Raw genomic sequence first — 16955 nt, 5'->3', positions numbered from 1 at the left:
CTTTCTCTTTTCTCATCGTTGAGCGTATCAGTACGTTGAAAATCCTGCACTCACGCTGACCATTCTAGCTACCGTTCATTCTCGATAAGCAACTCATTACCTACAAATAATCTGGCGCGACGATTTCTACCGGCACACCATTTTGCGCAAGGATCGCTGCTTTCGCTTTGGAATCAGAATGCTGAAACTCATCGAGCCACCAAGTGAGCTCTTGCGGAATAGTCAGCAACGTCTTGCTGCCATCACTTCGTGTCAGGGGCTCATGCGCTTCAATAAAGACGCTTCTGTCTGGCTCCAACGCCACTTTCACTGGGTCATTGATGACTTGCACCTTAGTGCCCACATTGACTTGAGAGAAAAGCCACTCAATATCTTTGGGCTCCATTCGAATACAGCCAGCACTAACACGTAGACCGATGCCAAAGTCTTTGTTGGTTCCGTGGATCAGATAGTCTCCGACACCATAGGCCAAGCGGAGCGCGTACTCACCAAGCGGGTTTTCAGGGCCTGCGGACACCACAGGCGGCAACTCAATCCCCTTCGCCAAATACTCTTTACGAATGGAAGCCGGCGGCGTCCAAGTTGGGTTGGCGCGCTTTTGGCTAATGCTGGTCGTCATAGTGGGAGTATCTCGGCCGATACGGCCAATCCCAACCGGGAAGATGTGCACCACGCCTTTTTCAGGTTCGAAATAGTACAACCTCAGCTCCGCTAGATTGATCACTACGCCCTGTCTCTCGACATTGGGCAAGATCACTTGCGTTGGAATTGTCAACACATGGTCAGCGGCGGGCAAAAAGGGGTCGACCCCTTTATTCGCGGCCATCAAGGAGAGAAAACCAACATCATAACGTTTAGCAATTTCCGCCAGTGTTTCACCTTCAACCACTTGGTGATACTGAGTACGCCCAACAAGACGACTCTCTTCACCGGGTAATTCGTAGGTCGCAGAAAACGCAAACCAGGGCGTGACCAGTGCACACAAAGACACCCATTTACGCAGCATTTAGTTTCCCTTTGCTTCTTTGTAGATCTCTAAGGTTATCGCTCTTGCGCTCTTATGATCAACTATTGGTTGAGGATATTGACGACAATTTAACCCCGGATCAGACCAAGGTGTATGGATGTGTTTGTCTGGCACTGAACTCAGCTCTGGGACCCAGCGGCGAATAAACGCGCCACGAGCATCAAAGCGCTCACCTTGAGAAGTCGGGTTGAAAATACGAAAGTAAGGCTGACCATCACACCCCGTTGACGCACACCACTGCCATCCACCGTTGTTTGCGGCGTAATCACCATCAATCAGTTGACGCATAAAATAGCGCTCGCCAATACGCCAATCGACGTGCAGATCTTTAACCAAAAAGCTCGCCACAACCATGCGCAGTCGATTGTGCATCCAGCCCGTTTCGTTCAGTTGCCTCATCGCCGCATCGACAATAGGATAGCCTGTCTCACCGCGCTTCCAAGCCTCAATGTGTTTTGGGTTATTTTGCCACCTCAGCTCCTCTCCCCAAGCATTGAAACTCTCCCCTCTCGACAGTTTGGGTTCAAAGTGGAGCAAATGCTGATAGAACTCTCGCCATACGAGCTCGCTTTGCCACACTTCTCGCCCACCACTGAGTGGCAGCGTTTGCTGATACATTAAGCGCGCCATGCATTGACGCACCGACAGCGCCCCAATCGCCAGATACGGCGACAGCTGGCTGGTATTATCCAAGGCTGGGAAATCCCGCTTGTCACCATACTCATCCGCTTTGCTCTGCACAAACTCTCTCAAGGTAGCGATGATGTCTCGAGTCTTGACACTGTATCGCTCGCTCGATTCACGCGGGTAACTGAACGGACTCGCCTCATCCAACAAGGCGACATCTTGGTGTTCCATCGCCCCTGCACACGGATGAGTCTTGAAGGTCTGGATGTGAAATCCTTCACTATAGAGTTTACTTAAATAAGCGCGCTTGTAAGGGGTGAAGACTTTGAAATAGTCGCCTTGCTTGTTGCGCACTGAGCCCGGCGGAAAAATACACTTGTCATCAAAGCGATGCACCTCCACAGAACTCGAACTCAACGCCTCCTCCAGCGCTTCATCGCGGCGACGTTCATTCAGTTCATACTCATTATTTAGATACAGACCCGTTGCTTTGGCTTGCAGTGCCAACTCAGCCACCAGCGCTGCGCTGTCTGCGAAGGTCTCAACTTGCGCGTAATAAAGCGGGATGTCGAGTTCGGCTAATTCCGTCTTTAACTCGTGCAAGCGACGGTAGATGAGATCCGCTTGCCTTGGACTATGATCGTGGGTTTGCCAGGTACCGGGCGTTGCGATGTATAACGCCACGACCGGTTGACCTCGATTCACGGCGCTCACTAATGCGTGATTGTCTTCAACACGTAAATCACGGCGAAACCAAACAATATTCAAAACCTTCTCCTTACCAATTCGATCATTTCTGACAGCGAGACTTGCCCATGCTGCGCTTCTAACTCTTTGATCACACTAAGCTGAGATTCACTCGGTTTCGTGGCACTGTAAAACGCCAGTTGTTCAAAGCGGTGAACGGCGGTGTGCTCTAACAGCCCCGACAGATCCTCGACGCCATCAATCATCAAGACTCGATAGCCTTGACTGACCAGACTCAGGGCCCACAGTTGAGTGTGAATATCGCGCGCCGCATCGAGATTGATTGCCAAACATTTACCGCGATGGGCCACCTTGTTTTCCGCCTCAATGATCTGGTTGAGCTTAGTGACCATCAAGGTATTAAACAGACCAAGATGCAAAGATCGCAGACTTTGTTTCACTAGCGCGAGCGCATTGAGCGTTGGCGTGATGAACTGACGCTCAACCAACTCAAGAGGATACTCTTTTAGCACACCATTAATCACACTCTCTGCACGCTTGGTGTTGAGGTTGGTCAGCGCTTCAAGCACCTCCTCTACTGCCTCTAAACTGCCGACGTCTAGCGCTTCATCTGGCAAATCAGACCCGAGCAGGGCTTTCACTTTACCAATCGAAATCCCTTTCGCGAGCCAGCCTTGAATCTCATTGATGAGTGCAATGTGCTCATCCGTGTAGAGTCTGTGGCCTTTTTCAGTGCGCTCCGGTTGGATCAAGTTGTATCTACGCTGCCACGCTCGCAGCGTCACAGGCTTAACGCCGGTTAAATCCGAGACCTCTCGAATCGCATACCAATTTTTTTCACAGACCATAACGCAGTCTTAACTCCTGTGGGTGGGGCTGCAGGAACTTTTGCTTTGCCAAGTATTCATCGGGATGAGTGGATAGATAATGTTTAATGAGCGTTAGCGGAGCCAACAAAGGCAGCAAACCCACACGGTATTCGTCGATCACTCGGCGCAGCTCAGACTTTTGTTCTTTGTCGAGATGACGCTTAAAGTAACCTTGGATGTGCATCAGCACGTTGGTGTTGTTTTTACGACTGGCGCGATTGGCCACCGCTTGCATCAACGCGGTACGGTACAAGTGGTAAAACTCTTCGATGTCGTACTCTTTGATGTTGGCAACCATGCGCCCAAGCTCTTTGTACGCTTCAGGGTGATGAGCCATTAAGGTCAACTTGTAACGCGAGTGGAAAGCGATGATTTTGCCACGGGTCGGCGTCTCACCCATTGAGTCATAAAAATCACGTAGGGTATAGACGCGGGTAATGAAGTTCTCTTTCAACACAGGATCATTGAGCCGTCCATCTTCCTCAACGGGTAGCCATGGCATCTGCTCCATCAACTGCTGTGTATACAGTCCGACCCCGATATTTTCCGCACCAGCTTTACGGTACACTTTAACGCGCTCCATTCCACAGGTGGGCGATTTAGCACAAACGATGTAACCGCATAGCTCTTCATCAACTAAACTGGCAACCTTCTGTTGGGAATAGCGAATCATGGCGTCCGTGTGATCTTTACTCGAATCTTTGGTCTCCACCAGCGCAATGCGCTCGTCGTTTGACATCAATCGAATCGTCGGCCTAGGAACCGGCATCCCCATTCCCACTTCAGGGCATATCGGCATAAATTCAAAAAACGGTGCCAACTCTTTCGTGACAAACTTGCTGATCTTATGACCCGAGTCGAAACGGACTTTTTCTCCCAGCACACAAGAACTGATACCGATCGTAATTTGCTTTTCCATGTTGAGCTCCCATCACCATCAAATGTGTACAACTTAATTTCTTGTATAACTTAATTTCTCATATAAGTAGTAGCACAGCACTTGAAACATGTACAAAAAAATTATTTGTACAATGTTACGCAAACACAACCATTTTGGTTCACTCCCCAAGCAAACGTTTTTGCAAATCGATTGCCAAATCACTTTCAACACATTTGGTTATCAATACCTCTAAATTGTCATAGCACACCCTATTTTGTGAGCAACCTCTCAAGGAACAATGGCTGACAAGGCTAGTATTGCCTCAACACAGAATTGAAGTTCAACATAATTGGTAATCAGCTCAGCGATTACTGACCCATTTGGAGTAATGACTATGGCAACCCCACACATTAATGCTCAGCCAGGCGACTTTGCAGAAACCGTATTGATGCCAGGCGATCCGCTACGCGCTAAATACATCGCAGAGACATTCCTTGATGACGTCAAACAAGTTTGTGACGTTCGCAACATGTTTGGCTACACAGGCACCTACAAAGGCAAAAAAGTGTCGGTGATGGGTCACGGCATGGGCATCCCATCTTGCTGTATCTACGTTCATGAGTTGATTGCCGAGTTCGGAGTGAAGAACGTGATTCGTGTCGGTAGCTGTGGCGCGGTACGTGACGACGTAAAATTGATGGACGTCGTGATTGGTATGGGCGCCTCCACAGACTCAAAAGTCAACCGAATCCGTTTTAACGATCACGATTTCGCGGCCATTGCCGACTTCGGTCTTCTTGAAACCGCCGTTGCTCAAGCTCGCGCGCAAAACGTGCCAGTAAAAGTCGGTAACGTATTCTCAGCGGATCTCTTCTATACACCAGAAGCAGACATCTTCGAGAAGATGGAAAAACTCGGCATCCTTGGTGTGGATATGGAAGCTGCAGGCATCTACGGCGTTGCCGCTGACCTTGGTGCAAAAGCGCTCACCATTCTGACTGTCTCTGATCACATCATCCGTGGTGAAAAGCTGAGCTCAGAAGAGCGTCAAAAATCGTTCAATGACATGATGAAAGTGGCGCTAGAAACCGCCATCAACCTGTAACGATATTGCAGCCAAGTGACCGCTTGGCTGCCCAGATAGTCCCGAGGGGGAGAGAGTGACAACTGGCAAACTGCCAAAGGAAGCAGATGGGTTACAGCTCAATTTTTGTAAAACATTGGCGTGTGACAACTTTGGATTGAGTGATGCGCATCGTTACGTTGTGCAGCACGCTAACCCTAAACGACCTGCGATGGTATGTCGGGAGTGCGGTGCTTTCCCCCCCTTACTTAACAATCTAGATGTGCTGACTGAACTGCAACGTTTACGCCAGCTACACAGCGATGGGCTGCCCGCTTGTCGCCAACCTGATTGTCCCAACATGGGCCTTTCGGTCCACACACATAAACACCTCTACCACGCGTTTGGCTACAGTGGTGATAGGCAACGCTATCGTTGCAAAGCGTGCCAATCGACCTTTGTCGATAAGTGGTCAGGGGCGAACAAAAAACGTCAATTTCAAGAAAACCTGCTTGGGTTACTGTTTACGGGTTATTCCGTGCGTGAAATCTGCCGCAAGCTTTCCATCAACCCCAAAACCTTTTATGACCATGTTGACCATATCGCCAGCCGCTGCCGACGCAAGCTTGCCATGATTGACGCTCGTTGGGTCAACCACGCTAAACACTACGAACTCGCATCTCACTACGTCACCCTGCAACCGAAAAGCAATAACGGCGTATTGTGGTTTGCCACGGGTGAAGCCCACAGCGGCTACATTTTGTGCCAACACGTCAACTACTCGGCCAATGAAGAACCCGTTGGTGGTATCGATCATGACCCGTACCAAACGCCTGCGCGTTTTGTCTCACGCGATCACTGCTCTGAGGCCAACCTGCCCGTGCCAACGCCACCGAGCGATCTTCGCGAGCGCATCGACCAGCAGTACCAAACCATTTTGGCGCGAGGCAATGTGGAAGACCCCATGGGCAACCTCACCGTCTTCCATTACCCTTCTAAAGGGGCATTAATCAGAGCACCGTACACCTCGTACGCCCATTTCTTACATGTGCTGGATTTGTGTCAGGGCGACCGCCAAGTTTCCATCTATCTACCGCAAGACCCAGTGCTTCGATCTGCAGCACTTAGCATATGCCTACCTAGAATTCAGCGTCAAAATATCGACCTTATGTATGTGGAAGAAGATCCACAGTGGTCTCTGAACCACAGTTTGGACAAAATCGACATCGTGCACATGGGTTGGTGGCGCGATCGCTGGGCGATTACTTCCGATGGTCAATACGCCAAGGGCATTTGCTATCTCGCAGGACAAGATAATCGACCTAACTACTGGCTGCGCAGGGCTTCCATTCGTCAAACAGCGTTTTTCCAGTCTCGCTTTCAAACGCTCTTTAGCGGTTTTATCAATGAGCCGCGTCGCAAACTCAGACCGGGCGGCTTACTGCCTATGTTGGATATTTTTAGAGCGTGGCATAATTTGTGCTACCAAGACAAACAAGGCATGACCGCAGCGCAACGGCTTGAATTGACTCAATCCCCTTTGACACTGCGTGAGCTGCTTTCATAATAAATAGAAGTGTGACGCATCCCTGTAAAAGGTGGAATGTTTGATGCTTTTGATAGTCGTAAACCCGTCAATGTTCATATTATACTGGGGTTTAGTACTAAAGTTTGATAGGTTTACTTAGCGGTAAGGGATTGACTCATTGGAAAAAAGCCAACGCCTACTCGACACTGAGCTTGAACAGCTAAAAAGTAAGATTGAATCCGATCCGGACAAAGTCTTCGCTTCCGCTGAGCAGTGCTTAGCGCGCGCCGCCCAAATCCTCTACCCACCCGCCGAGGTGAAAAGCCTCATCGTAATGGCGCGATGCGCGTGGGCATCGATGGACTACCGCAAAGGACTTCGCTACATCAAAGAGGCGCACACTAAACACAACGCCCTCGATACCGATGACCTGCTTCCTGAAATTCTGCACGTCTATGCGCTCCAATATTGGGGCCAAGCCAAATACTACTCCGCTCAACAATACTGGATTAACTGCCTTGAGCAGTCCGCACTGGTGGATGAAATTGAGTATCAAATCGAATCTTTGATTGGGTTGGGCAACATTTGGCGCATTACCCAAGAGTACGGCCTTGCCCAAAGTACTCACGAATTAGCGGTCATGGTGGCCAACCATAATCGCATCGCTTGGCTTGAGGGCAAATCGCGTATTTTGCTCGCTTGGGATCTCTACCTACTCAACAACTACGTTGAAATGCTTTCTGTTTTGGATGGCGCATCAGACTTACTCTATGATCACGAAGACAAAACCTGGCTGGCAGAGATTTGGGATTTCCGCGGACTTGCGCTGCTGGGGCTTGAGCGTATTGAAGACGCAGAAGAAGCCACGCGAAAAGCCCACGATCTTGCGGTGAAACACGATTTGGTGTGGATGAAGTCTCACTCCTACATTAGCCGAGCGAGACTCGAACTACTACGAAAAAATCCACAAAAAGCGACAGAGTTACTGATTCAAGCTGAGCAGTCCGCCAAGTCGTTTGATAATGGCGAGCTGTTATCACAAATCTGTTTCCAGCAGTCGCGCGTCGCAGAAGAGAGCGGTCAATATCAAGCGGCACTCGCATCATTCAAAAAATACCGTGACCACTCCATTAACATGCTGCGCGAGCAAACCGCACGCGTATCAAACGATAAAGCACGCGCATCAAAGCGTCAGCTAGAGCAACGAGCGCGCAAACTGATCAACCGCATCAGACGTCAACACGAGTACGACCCAGAAAAACACCTCACACAAATGGTGTCTGAGACGTTTTGGTGGGAACAATTGGTGCTGTTTAAGACAGAGTTGAAGCACGCCAATCACGCGGTGATTATGATCCAGCACGACGATCCGCTCTATTTGGATGTGTGCGCCGAAATCGCCCATTCACTGTGTAATAACCGCGATTTGTTGTCTCGCTTGAGCAGTCAACGCCTTGGCTTATTGATTGCCGAAAAAGGCAGTGACGCCATCAGCGTTTTTCAGGTTCTCACCAAAATGATAGAAATGTACCCTTGGCATCGACGCGGATTGAGCCAATCGCTGCCAAAAGTTGTGTTCAGTGACATTCTCTCCTTCCCGTTCACACTAGAACAGCTCGAAGAAAACGTGTAGGAGGAAAACAGCATGGAAAGACTCCTCAATAAAATTTCAGATTCTGGCCTTGATCCCTCCTCCGTCTCTGGCGAAGAAGCGCTAATTTTTTGGGACCACGTTCGCCGACATATCGCCACCACACCCCAAGAAAAAGCCCAGGCCTTATTCATTAGCGCCGAATACCGCAGCGAGCTCAAGCAATTGCAGGCGAGTATTGATGAGCTGCAAACCTCGCTGAAGTTTCTCGCTCTGCCCAAAGATGCCGAGATGGTGCTCGAAGTGCGCAATAATTTGGCTGAGCGTTTGGTCGAAAACGGCGATTACTATGGCGCGTTAAACCAATACGCCAGTGCCACAACGATCGCAGTAGAGAGCAGTAACATTGATGCGTATGTACTCGCGGTATTGGGGATGGGCAATCTGTGTGATGCCTATGGCGATCACAATCGCGCGCTGCGCTACTACCAAAAAATCGACAGTATTGACCATGCAATCCAAAGTCGCTCGCTACGATTGCGCTATAAGCTCTATATGCTGGCTTGCTATATCGAGCTTAACCGTCTCACCGCGGCCACCGATTTGATCAAAGAGTGTGAAGAGCTCAGTATCTTGGTCAGCGACAAAGTGTTAGCGGGGCAGATTTTGCTCTATCAATCTAAGCTATATAGACAAAGCGACGAAGCAGAATTGGCGCTTAAATCACTGGGCAACGTACAATACTCAGCGGGCAACATTCACTCCGCCTGGCTCTCTACCATGATCAAAATCGAGCTTGCTTGTTGCCTCAATGACTTTGGCAAAGGCCACTTGGCCAGTTGGGTACTGCACCAAGCGCATCGCCGTATCGAGCGTCAACCCTCACCGTTATTAAACCTTAAGCTATCCAACTCGATGGCTCATGTTTTCGAGCAGCAAGGCGACTTTAAACGCGCCCTCGAATTTCAAAAACGCGCGTATCGCATCGAAAGCGATTTGATGAAAAAAATCCCTATTGGTGAGTTGGGCGCGAGTCAGCTGCGCAAATTGTCACGCTTTGAATTGCAGCTCAAACTGATCCTCTCTGAGCTTGAGAATCGAGAGCTCAAAGAGACCACTGAGAGCCAAAAACACACTGTGGCTCAGCTTCAGCAAGACGTGTTTACCGATCCGCTCACCTCCTTGCATAACCGTCGCTGGCTCGACGTTAAGCTGAAAGATCTGCTATTACACGAAACCCCCTTTGCCCTGTTAGTCGTCGATATCGATCACTTTAAGTCCATCAATGATGAGCTCAGTCACCTAGTCGGTGACAAAGCGATCGTCAATGTGTCTCACGAACTGGCGGCCTACTTTAAGTTTCGTGGCGCCTCCTGTGTGCGATTTGGTGGCGAGGAGTTTTTGGTGATTCTGGAAAACGCTTCCCTTGAACAAGCTGCCCTGCATGCCGAAAATTACCGCGAAAAAATCTACCAGTTTGGCTGGCATGAAATCCTCGGAGAGCGTGGCCTCACCGTCAGTATCGGCATTACTTTGCACCGAGAAGGGGAAAACACGCAGCGTACCTTCTACCGAGCTGATAAAGCGCTCTACCGCGCTAAAGCCAACGGCCGAAACCAAGTCTGCACCGAATAACTCTCTTCAGCGCGAATAGCGGCACTACCACGGCCTTGTTCGCGCAGTCCATCCTCTTGCTCTGCTCTTTTTGTCTGAATATTCTGATGTTAATAATCGTGAGCGAGTTTGCATCTAATTTGTTGTTTTTATTTCTATACTTTGTAGATAACTGACAGTACCCTGTATGGATTGTTTTCATTAATAAAGAGATAAGGACGTTGCCATGTTTTTAGACTACTTCGCACTTGGTCTACTCGTCTTTGTTGCCTTAGTGATTTTCTACGGCATCATCGTCATTCATGACATTCCCTACGAAATTGCCAAAGAGCGCGAACATCCCCATCAAGATGCGATTCACTACGCGGGTTGGGTGAGCCTATTCACACTCCATGCGTTGTGGCCATTTCTATGGATTTGGGCCACGCTGTGGCGCAAAGAACGTGGTTGGGGTTTTCAGAAATTGGAAGCCGAACAGCATGATATGCACCACCGCGTCGATGCGCTGATCGACCAAGTCAGTCAACTGCAAAAAGAAGTGGCTGAGCTGAAAAAACAACAATCTGACCCAGTCGCATCAACGGATGAGGAGCGTAGCTAATGGATCTCTTACTGATATTAACCTACGCGGCCATTTGTATTACCATCTTCAAAGTCTTCAAAATTCCGTTGAACAAGTGGACTGTACCGACAGCGGTATTAGGCGGCGTGGTACTGATTGGCACCTTGATCTTGTTGATGAACTACAACCACCCGTTTACCCAAATTGGTAACCAAGTTTTCTCTAGCACGCCGATTGTTTCCGGTGTACGCGGTCGAGTCATTGACGTTCCAGTAGAGCCAAACGAGCCATTGAAACAAGGGGATGTCCTGTTCCGCATTGATCCCATCCCTTACCAAGCAGAAGTCGACAAGATAAAAGCGCAGATCAAAGAAGCGAGCCAAGACGCATTGGGTCTTGAATCCAATCTTCAAGAAGCCGTGGCAGACAGAGAACGAGCCATTGCTGATCGAGATAAAGCGGAGCGCGAGTTTAACCGTTATCAACGTGGGTTTGACAGAGGCGCGTTCACCGAGCAACAACTCGATACCCGTCGCCAAGCGTTTAAAGCCGCACAAGCTGCTGTCGCTGCCGCCGAAGCAAACGTTCAGCAAGCTCAAATCTCGCTCGATTCAGAGATCGGTGGTGAGAACACCACAGTTGCGCGCTTGTTGGCCGAACTTCGCCAAGCCGAATTTAACTTAGAGCAAACGGTCGTGCGTGCGCCAACTGATGGTTTTGCCACTCAATTGGCTCTGCGCCCTGGGGTCATGGCTGTGCCGCTTCCGCTGGCGCCCGTGATGACGTTTGTCCATACCGAAGAGATCATCTACACCGCGGCATTTCGCCAGAACTCGTTGCAACGTTTAGAGCCTGGATACGAAGCCGAGTTTCTCTTCCGCGCCTTACCGGGCAAAGTGTTTAAAGGGGAAGTGGTGGATGTGCTACCAGCGATTGGTGAAAGCCAGTTCCAAGCGCGTGGCGCCCTACTAGGGACAGATGCACTGCGCACCAGCGGCCGTGTGTTTGTCACCCTGCGTATTACCGATGATTTATCGGATTACCATCTGCCACTGGGTACCGCTGTCGAAGTTGCGGTCTACTCAGATCGATTTGAGCACGTGTCTATTATGCGGAAGGTTTTGATTCGCATGAAGAGTTGGCAAAACTACCTCTATCTCGATCACTAACCGTCAATAACGATTCAGGGGCCAATTGGCCCCTGAATTTTTTGCTCTGTCCGTCATTAAAAGCGACGTGTAGACATCGCTAGGCAATATTGAGAAATAGCTCATCGTCTGTCATGTATTTATGTCGACTACCGCTGTTTCTAAGATGCATGAACATAAACTCTGGAAAGCCTGGTGCCAACAGATCATTGGGTTCCCATACTATGCCGCCGACAAACACGTAGCGGCCTTGTTTTTCTTCTTCATGCAGTGGATTGTTTAACGGCGTCGAAAGTTCCGGTCTTACGCCCTCAATCACACACACCACCTGCCCCTTCGCAATACCAATCACTCGCTTAACCAAGTTTGCTTTCACGCCACATTTCCATGCTTGGCGAGTGGCCATCTCAAAGCCTTGCTTTTTCACGCCTTTTTGAATGTTTACGATGAGGTTCATAGTGGGGAGTCTCTTTGTCATACTGCGATCACGCTCTGAGCATATAGCAACCGCAGCGCGTCACCTAATAGTATTTCTTCCCGTGTCGATAGAATTGGCCAGAATCGGAACCTGCATTCACTATTTCATTGCCTTATTCAGTCACTTGCGTCACATTGAGTTGACCAATGGAAGGAATCGACAATGAGTTATGCCAGTTTTATCCGTCTAATGATGCTTGCTGCTATTTGGGGTGGCTCATTTCTTTTTATGCGCATTGCGGCCAATACGTTTGGCCCCGCCTATTTGATTGAATGCCGCGTCGGCTTTGCGGCGCTGAGCTTATTGTTGGTCTCTTATTCTCTCAAGCGTTCTCTGCCCTTTCGCCAATACTTTCATCACTTTATGATCATTGGCCTGTTTAATACCGCGTTACCGTTTCTACTGTTTGCCTATTCAGCACAAACGCTCAATGCATCGACGCTTTCTGTTCTCAACTCAACCGCTGTCATTTGGGGCGCGCTTATTGGTGTGGTCTGGCATAAAGCACCGCTGACCAAACGTGTGGTTCTAGGCATGGCACTTGGCATCTTAGGCGTAACCGTGTTGGTCGGCGTTGACACAATTCAGATTGGTACACAAGCGCGTCTACCCGTTATGGCCGCAATATTGGCAGCGTTCAGCTATGGGATCGCCACCAACTACACCAAATCGGCGCCAAACGTCGCCTCCTTCGACAATGCACATGGCAACATGTGGGCTGCGGTGATCTGGATACTACCTTTGCTGCCTTTCATCCCGATGCGCGGGGCACCGACGGAAGTTGAGATGGTGTCGGTGGTAGCGTTAGGCGTCGTCTGTACTGGGGCGGCGTACCTACTCTACTTTCGCCTGGTTGCCGACGAGGGTGCGACCTCTGCCCTCTCGGTTACTTTTCTTATTCCGGTATTCGGGATTTTGTGGGGCGCGTTGATTCTCGATGAGCCAGTCGGCTGGTCTACCCTACTCGGCACTGGTTTAGTGCTAAGCGGCACCATGTTGGTGACTCATTTTTCACCCCTCTCCTTGCTGAAAAAAAGGACCTTAGATCAAGATCTCGCCGCCAAATGACGGCGGGACATAAGTTGCCATGACACCTATCCCATAGACATAACATCATAGGGTTAAAGTCATAAAGCGGCTATTCGGATCGGGGGTATACTCAGCAAACGGTTCGCAATAGTGAAAACCAAACTTCTCATATAAGCGGCGAGCGGGCTCAAAGAACGCCATGGATCCAGTCTCTAAACTGACGCGATGCAACCCAATGTCACGCGAGTAATCCAGTACGTGCACCAATAAACGAGACGCGACGCCCTGTTTGCGAGCTTGATCGCTCGTGCGCATCGATTTCAGCTCACCGTGTGTGTCATCAAGCTGTTTCAATGCTGCACAGCCGAGTAAAACGTCTCCGTGCCAAGCCGTCCAAAAGGTCACTTCTGGCGACCGCAAGCGGCTCACATCCAATGCGTGAACGCTGTCTGGCGGCGATGTCGCGTTCATATCCTCAAGATGTTGGGCAAGCAAGGTGATAACCGATTCGTGCTCCAACTGACCTATCATTATTTTCATTGACGTTCCTACTCACTTCAATCGTGTGTTTTTATCCTGATGCCGAAGACCTATCGGCATAAGCACAGATAAAGCAAGTTTAGAGCCAGATATACGACGTCTATCGTTCGCAATCGACCAACACTCGCAGTGATGAATTGCTTGCAGTGATAAATAGGGATCCAAGTCTCAATAAACGAAAAGTTCACTAAACATTTTTCAAAAATACGCGATGATACTCACATAAATATACGTTCATTGCTTATTATTTACATGGATTTGCCGATGCAGTGGTAACCCACTCACCACCGGGTGGCTAGGTAGTAGCAGAGCAAACCGTGCGACGAACAAGAATAGGAAGTCACGAATGAAAGAAGTTGATTTTAGAACCATTGATAGGCTCTTCATCAAAATGTCTATCAACGACAAGATGTGGACGATTTTCGCCATTTTTCTTGTTGCCTTAACTGCGATTGCAGGTGGACGTTACTACGCGACAATTGACGCGCTAGAGCACAACGCCATCTACGCCGCAGAGCAAAGATTGGCCGGGATACTCGCTGCGGGCACCCCTGAGAGCATTAGTGCACAGAAAAATGTGTCTAAATCGACTTCGATGGCGCCTGCTAGCCTCAATAATGGTGTCGTGAAGGTCACCGCGCGAGCCGCGGATGGCAGCCACTATCAACTGACGGTCAATGCCACTCAAAGCCTTGAGCAAGGCAAATCTGCCGCACTGACCAGTTTCGCATTGAGCTACCTTTGGGTCATCCCGTTTGCGGTGTTCAGCTATTGGGTCGCTACGTTTATTGGTGGCGCGCTTTGGGTGCTCTATACCACTACCGAGCGTATCGGTGAAGGCGATTTAACGTCGCGCTTAGGCTTCCACCCTGGTCGTGATGAATTCGGTACCATTGGCTGCGCGCTGGATAAAGCCATGGATACCCTGACTGAACTCGTGGTAACGGTGAAAGAAAATGCGACCACTCTCAGTGAAACCTCTGCCTCCTTCGAGCAAGAGATGAAATTGAGCGAGTCACAAATTTCAAGCCAGTATGCCTCACTTGATTCGGTGGCGACCGCGATGGAAGAGATGACGGCATCAGCGAAAGAGGTGTCAAACATTTCACAGCAGGCGACGTCGCAAACTGAGAACGATACCCAACACATTGATGGCAGCCACAAGCGTGTCTTGTCTGCGATTCAAGAGATCGACAAGCTTTCTAGCTACATTGAGCAAGCGTCTTCTTCTGTATCTAGCCTGAATGAGAACACCACACAGATTAATGAGGTGATCACCACCATCAATGCCATTTCTGAGCAGACCAACCTCCTCGCGCTCAACGCGGCGATCGAAGCGGCGCGTGCCGGTGAACAAGGTCGCGGCTTTGCGGTAGTGGCCGATGAAGTCCGTACACTCGCCAGTCGTACTCAAGCGGCGACCGTTGAAATTCAATCAATGATTGAGAAGCTGCAATCAGAAAGCCACAACATCGCCAATATTACTGAGCAAACCGTTGCCCAAGCTAAAACTAGCAGCGATTTGATTGCCGAACTAGGCAGCGATGTCCAATCCATCGCCGACTCAGCCCGCTCTCTCATGGATATGAGTATTCAGATCTCGACCTCAGCAGAAGAGCAAAGCGCCGTGGCGAACGACATCGCCTCAGAGCTCAGTGATATTCGCACCCAATCGAATACCATTCGTAGTGTCGCAGAGCAAAGCTCAATGGGCGTCGCGAACCTGACCAAAGCGTCGTCATCACTGGCAAGCATTCTCAAGCAGTATCGTACGCAGTAAACCTTCGCGTATTACATTGCCTAAACATCGAAAGCCGAGCGCAGTTTTCTGCCGCTCGGCTTTCTTTATCCTTATTCTGCTGTTTATACTTACCTGCGTGGCTACCAATACCGCTCGAAGATGATGTTGCCACCCGTGGCGCGTCGATACTTATTCAGCCCCATCTCCACCAGCGTTTGTTGAGTATCTTTAATCATTTCAGGATTACCACACAGCATCACAAAACTCTGTTCGGGCGCCAAACAAACATCCGCACTGCGGAGCAGCGCACCACTTTGCAGCAATTGAGGAATTCGGCCGCTAAGATGTGTGGTGTCAGGGTCTCTTGATACGACCGGCAAGTAGCGCAGACGCCCTTCGTATTGCTGTACCAATTGATCAATCAAGTAGCGATAGACCAACTCTTTCTCATGACGGACCGCATGAACCAGCACAATCTCATCACAATTGGGGCGAAAATTCATGTCATCCAACAGAGAGAGAAACGGTCCAATGCCGGTACCTGTCGAGAGCAGCCAAAGGTTTTGAGCCTGTTTGGGTATGATGTCAAACGTCAGGTCGCCATAGGCCTCTTTGCCCACGTAGACACCATCACCGGTTTGCAGCTGTTGCAGTTTCGGCGTCAGTTTACCTTCTGGATGCGCGACGATTAAGAACTCCAGCATATCACTGGTATTGAGCGGTGCATTCACCAATGAGTAGGCGCGCGAAATCATGTTGCCTTCGTCATCAAGCAGTCCCAATTTAGTAAACTGCCCAGCCTTGAAGGTCAGGGGGGCGCCGGTTAATCGTAAGCTAAATACGTTCGGCGTCCAGTCAGTCCGACGTTCTAATCGCGCTAAGTTGAAACCATCAAGTACCGCCATGCTACGCACCTCTTCTGGTTAACATTCCATTAACTTACTCTTTCACACCTTTGAAGTAAAACTGGAACATGATTTAACCATCTAAGATCACAAATAAATAACAAAATAAAAACAACCCGATGCTGAAGTTCTAGAATATTTACTCCATCCACAATAAAAATTAAGAGAACCCTATGAGTGATCTGTTGAACGATTTTCCTGTCATCACTGAAATCCCCGTCGCATGGGGAGAGATGGATGCCTTGCAACACGTCAACAATGCGGTCTATTTTCGCTACTTTGAAACAGCGCGATTGGAGTATTTTGCCAAGATTGACTTGCTCGTGAACATCCAAAAAACCCAGGTTGGGCCCGTACTGAGTGAGACACAGTGTCGCTATAAACTGCCCGTCACTTACCCGGACACACTGTTGGTAGGCTCGCGCGTCATCGACCTCCAACAAGACCGCTTTACGATGGAATACCAAATCGTGAGCAAAAAACTGGGTAAAATTACCACCACCGGACGCGCCACCTGCGTCATGTTCGACTTCAAACACAACACCAAGGCTACCTTGCCAAGTCATGTTGCGCAGTTGATTCTCGCCACACAAGAATCGCATCCCGCCCCATAAACAGCAAAAAGCCCGCCATAAAGGCGGGCAA

Annotated in this window: 16 protein-coding genes; 9 read left to right on the top strand and 7 right to left on the bottom strand. The window is 49.5% G+C overall.

The annotated features are described in order from the left end of the window. Positions 1 to 100: 100 nt before the first annotated feature. From AC6R0S_RS13040 to AC6R0S_RS13025, 4 genes are read right to left on the bottom strand one after another with little or no spacing between them, the layout of a single operon-like run. The gene (locus AC6R0S_RS13040) at positions 101 to 1006 is read right to left on the bottom strand and encodes a L,D-transpeptidase family protein (protein WP_334552874.1); all 906 of its coding nucleotides are present in this window, start codon (positions 1004 to 1006) and stop codon (positions 101 to 103) included. Continuing rightward, positions 1007 to 2422 carry a deoxyribodipyrimidine photo-lyase gene (phrB, locus tag AC6R0S_RS13035; RefSeq protein WP_500638096.1) on the bottom strand — a complete coding sequence of 472 codons (1416 nt, stop codon included), beginning with the start codon at positions 2420 to 2422 and terminating at the stop codon, positions 1007 to 1009. Beyond that, the gene (locus AC6R0S_RS13030) at positions 2419 to 3210 is read right to left on the bottom strand and encodes a MerR family transcriptional regulator (protein WP_500638095.1); all 792 of its coding nucleotides are present in this window, start codon (positions 3208 to 3210) and stop codon (positions 2419 to 2421) included. The genes phrB and AC6R0S_RS13030 overlap by 4 nt, the downstream gene beginning before the upstream one ends. Further along, the gene (locus AC6R0S_RS13025) at positions 3200 to 4150 is read right to left on the bottom strand and encodes a YbgA family protein (RefSeq protein WP_500626213.1); all 951 of its coding nucleotides are present in this window, start codon (positions 4148 to 4150) and stop codon (positions 3200 to 3202) included. Before AC6R0S_RS13025 ends, AC6R0S_RS13030 begins: the two co-directional genes overlap by 11 nt. Positions 4151 to 4505: 355 nt before the next feature. Here AC6R0S_RS13025 and deoD point away from each other — a divergent pair, with 355 nt between their 5' ends. The 6 genes from deoD (at position 4506) to AC6R0S_RS12995 (ending at position 11638) form a co-directional block, all read left to right on the top strand. Further along, entirely contained in the window at positions 4506 to 5216 is a 711-nt protein-coding gene (deoD, locus tag AC6R0S_RS13020) for a purine-nucleoside phosphorylase (protein ID WP_334552881.1), read from the top strand. A gap of 55 nt (positions 5217 to 5271) precedes the next feature. Then, the gene (locus AC6R0S_RS13015; RefSeq protein WP_500638094.1) at positions 5272 to 6741 is read left to right on the top strand and encodes a transposase; all 1470 of its coding nucleotides are present in this window, start codon (positions 5272 to 5274) and stop codon (positions 6739 to 6741) included. A gap of 139 nt (positions 6742 to 6880) precedes the next feature. Further along, complete coding sequence (locus tag AC6R0S_RS13010) at positions 6881 to 8335, top strand: hypothetical protein (RefSeq protein WP_500626215.1); 1455 nt, start codon at positions 6881 to 6883, stop codon at positions 8333 to 8335. 12 nt (positions 8336 to 8347) lie between these two features. Continuing rightward, the gene (locus tag AC6R0S_RS13005; protein ID WP_500638093.1) at positions 8348 to 9928 is read left to right on the top strand and encodes a diguanylate cyclase; all 1581 of its coding nucleotides are present in this window, start codon (positions 8348 to 8350) and stop codon (positions 9926 to 9928) included. Between the two features lie 205 nt (positions 9929 to 10133). Next, positions 10134 to 10508, top strand: coding sequence for a DUF3302 domain-containing protein (locus AC6R0S_RS13000; protein WP_334552889.1), 375 nt, complete (start codon positions 10134 to 10136; stop codon positions 10506 to 10508). Continuing rightward, on the top strand, positions 10508 to 11638 hold the full coding sequence (locus AC6R0S_RS12995) for an HlyD family secretion protein (RefSeq protein ID WP_500638092.1): 1131 nt from the start codon (positions 10508 to 10510) through the stop codon (positions 11636 to 11638). Before AC6R0S_RS13000 ends, AC6R0S_RS12995 begins: the two co-directional genes overlap by 1 nt. Before the next feature lie 79 nt (positions 11639 to 11717). Here AC6R0S_RS12995 and AC6R0S_RS12990 read toward each other — a convergent pair whose 3' ends face one another. Beyond that, a complete protein-coding gene (locus AC6R0S_RS12990) occupies positions 11718 to 12074 on the bottom strand; it encodes an acyl-CoA synthetase (protein WP_334552893.1) in 357 nt (118 codons plus the stop codon). A 183-nt stretch (positions 12075 to 12257) separates the two neighbouring features. Here AC6R0S_RS12990 and AC6R0S_RS12985 point away from each other — a divergent pair, with 183 nt between their 5' ends. Next, a complete protein-coding gene (locus tag AC6R0S_RS12985) occupies positions 12258 to 13163 on the top strand; it encodes a DMT family transporter (RefSeq protein ID WP_500630244.1) in 906 nt (301 codons plus the stop codon). A 45-nt stretch (positions 13164 to 13208) separates the two neighbouring features. On the opposite strand, the gene AC6R0S_RS12980 is transcribed toward AC6R0S_RS12985, so the two are convergent. After that, positions 13209 to 13664: a GNAT family N-acetyltransferase gene (locus tag AC6R0S_RS12980; RefSeq protein ID WP_500626218.1), complete on the bottom strand. Its 456-nt coding sequence runs from the start codon at positions 13662 to 13664 to the stop codon at positions 13209 to 13211. 346 nt (positions 13665 to 14010) lie between these two features. Here AC6R0S_RS12980 and AC6R0S_RS12975 point away from each other — a divergent pair, with 346 nt between their 5' ends. Then, complete coding sequence (locus tag AC6R0S_RS12975; RefSeq protein WP_500630245.1) at positions 14011 to 15444, top strand: methyl-accepting chemotaxis protein; 1434 nt, start codon at positions 14011 to 14013, stop codon at positions 15442 to 15444. 101 nt (positions 15445 to 15545) lie between these two features. Here AC6R0S_RS12975 and AC6R0S_RS12970 read toward each other — a convergent pair whose 3' ends face one another. Continuing rightward, positions 15546 to 16310: a ferredoxin--NADP reductase gene (locus AC6R0S_RS12970; RefSeq protein WP_500632403.1), complete on the bottom strand. Its 765-nt coding sequence runs from the start codon at positions 16308 to 16310 to the stop codon at positions 15546 to 15548. Positions 16311 to 16483: 173 nt separating this feature from the next. Here AC6R0S_RS12970 and AC6R0S_RS12965 point away from each other — a divergent pair, with 173 nt between their 5' ends. Further along, positions 16484 to 16924, top strand: coding sequence for an acyl-CoA thioesterase (locus AC6R0S_RS12965; RefSeq protein WP_500626221.1), 441 nt, complete (start codon positions 16484 to 16486; stop codon positions 16922 to 16924). Positions 16925 to 16955: the final 31 nt, after the last annotated feature.

The organism is Vibrio sp. R15-SG3-ISO1B (assembly GCF_059833835.1).
This window is presented reverse-complemented; position numbering and strand designations above follow the sequence as displayed.

What these genes read in the sequence shown, in the direction of transcription:
- AC6R0S_RS13040 (WP_334552874.1), bottom strand. Translation starts at nt 1,006, where the DNA reads ATGCTGCGTAAATGGGTGTCTTTGTGTGCACTGGTCACGCCCTGGTTT.
- AC6R0S_RS13030 (WP_500638095.1), bottom strand. Translation starts at nt 3,210, where the DNA reads ATGGTCTGTGAAAAAAATTGGTATGCGATTCGAGAGGTCTCGGATTTA.
- AC6R0S_RS13025 (WP_500626213.1), bottom strand. Translation starts at nt 4,150, where the DNA reads ATGGAAAAGCAAATTACGATCGGTATCAGTTCTTGTGTGCTGGGAGAA.
- deoD (WP_334552881.1), top strand. Translation starts at nt 4,506, where the DNA reads ATGGCAACCCCACACATTAATGCTCAGCCAGGCGACTTTGCAGAAACC.
- AC6R0S_RS13005 (WP_500638093.1), top strand. Translation starts at nt 8,348, where the DNA reads ATGGAAAGACTCCTCAATAAAATTTCAGATTCTGGCCTTGATCCCTCC.
- AC6R0S_RS13000 (WP_334552889.1), top strand. Translation starts at nt 10,134, where the DNA reads ATGTTTTTAGACTACTTCGCACTTGGTCTACTCGTCTTTGTTGCCTTA.
- AC6R0S_RS12995 (WP_500638092.1), top strand. Translation starts at nt 10,508, where the DNA reads ATGGATCTCTTACTGATATTAACCTACGCGGCCATTTGTATTACCATC.
- AC6R0S_RS12990 (WP_334552893.1), bottom strand. Translation starts at nt 12,074, where the DNA reads ATGAACCTCATCGTAAACATTCAAAAAGGCGTGAAAAAGCAAGGCTTT.
- AC6R0S_RS12985 (WP_500630244.1), top strand. Translation starts at nt 12,258, where the DNA reads ATGAGTTATGCCAGTTTTATCCGTCTAATGATGCTTGCTGCTATTTGG.
- AC6R0S_RS12980 (WP_500626218.1), bottom strand. Translation starts at nt 13,664, where the DNA reads ATGAAAATAATGATAGGTCAGTTGGAGCACGAATCGGTTATCACCTTG.
- AC6R0S_RS12975 (WP_500630245.1), top strand. Translation starts at nt 14,011, where the DNA reads ATGAAAGAAGTTGATTTTAGAACCATTGATAGGCTCTTCATCAAAATG.
- AC6R0S_RS12970 (WP_500632403.1), bottom strand. Translation starts at nt 16,310, where the DNA reads ATGGCGGTACTTGATGGTTTCAACTTAGCGCGATTAGAACGTCGGACT.
- AC6R0S_RS12965 (WP_500626221.1), top strand. Translation starts at nt 16,484, where the DNA reads ATGAGTGATCTGTTGAACGATTTTCCTGTCATCACTGAAATCCCCGTC.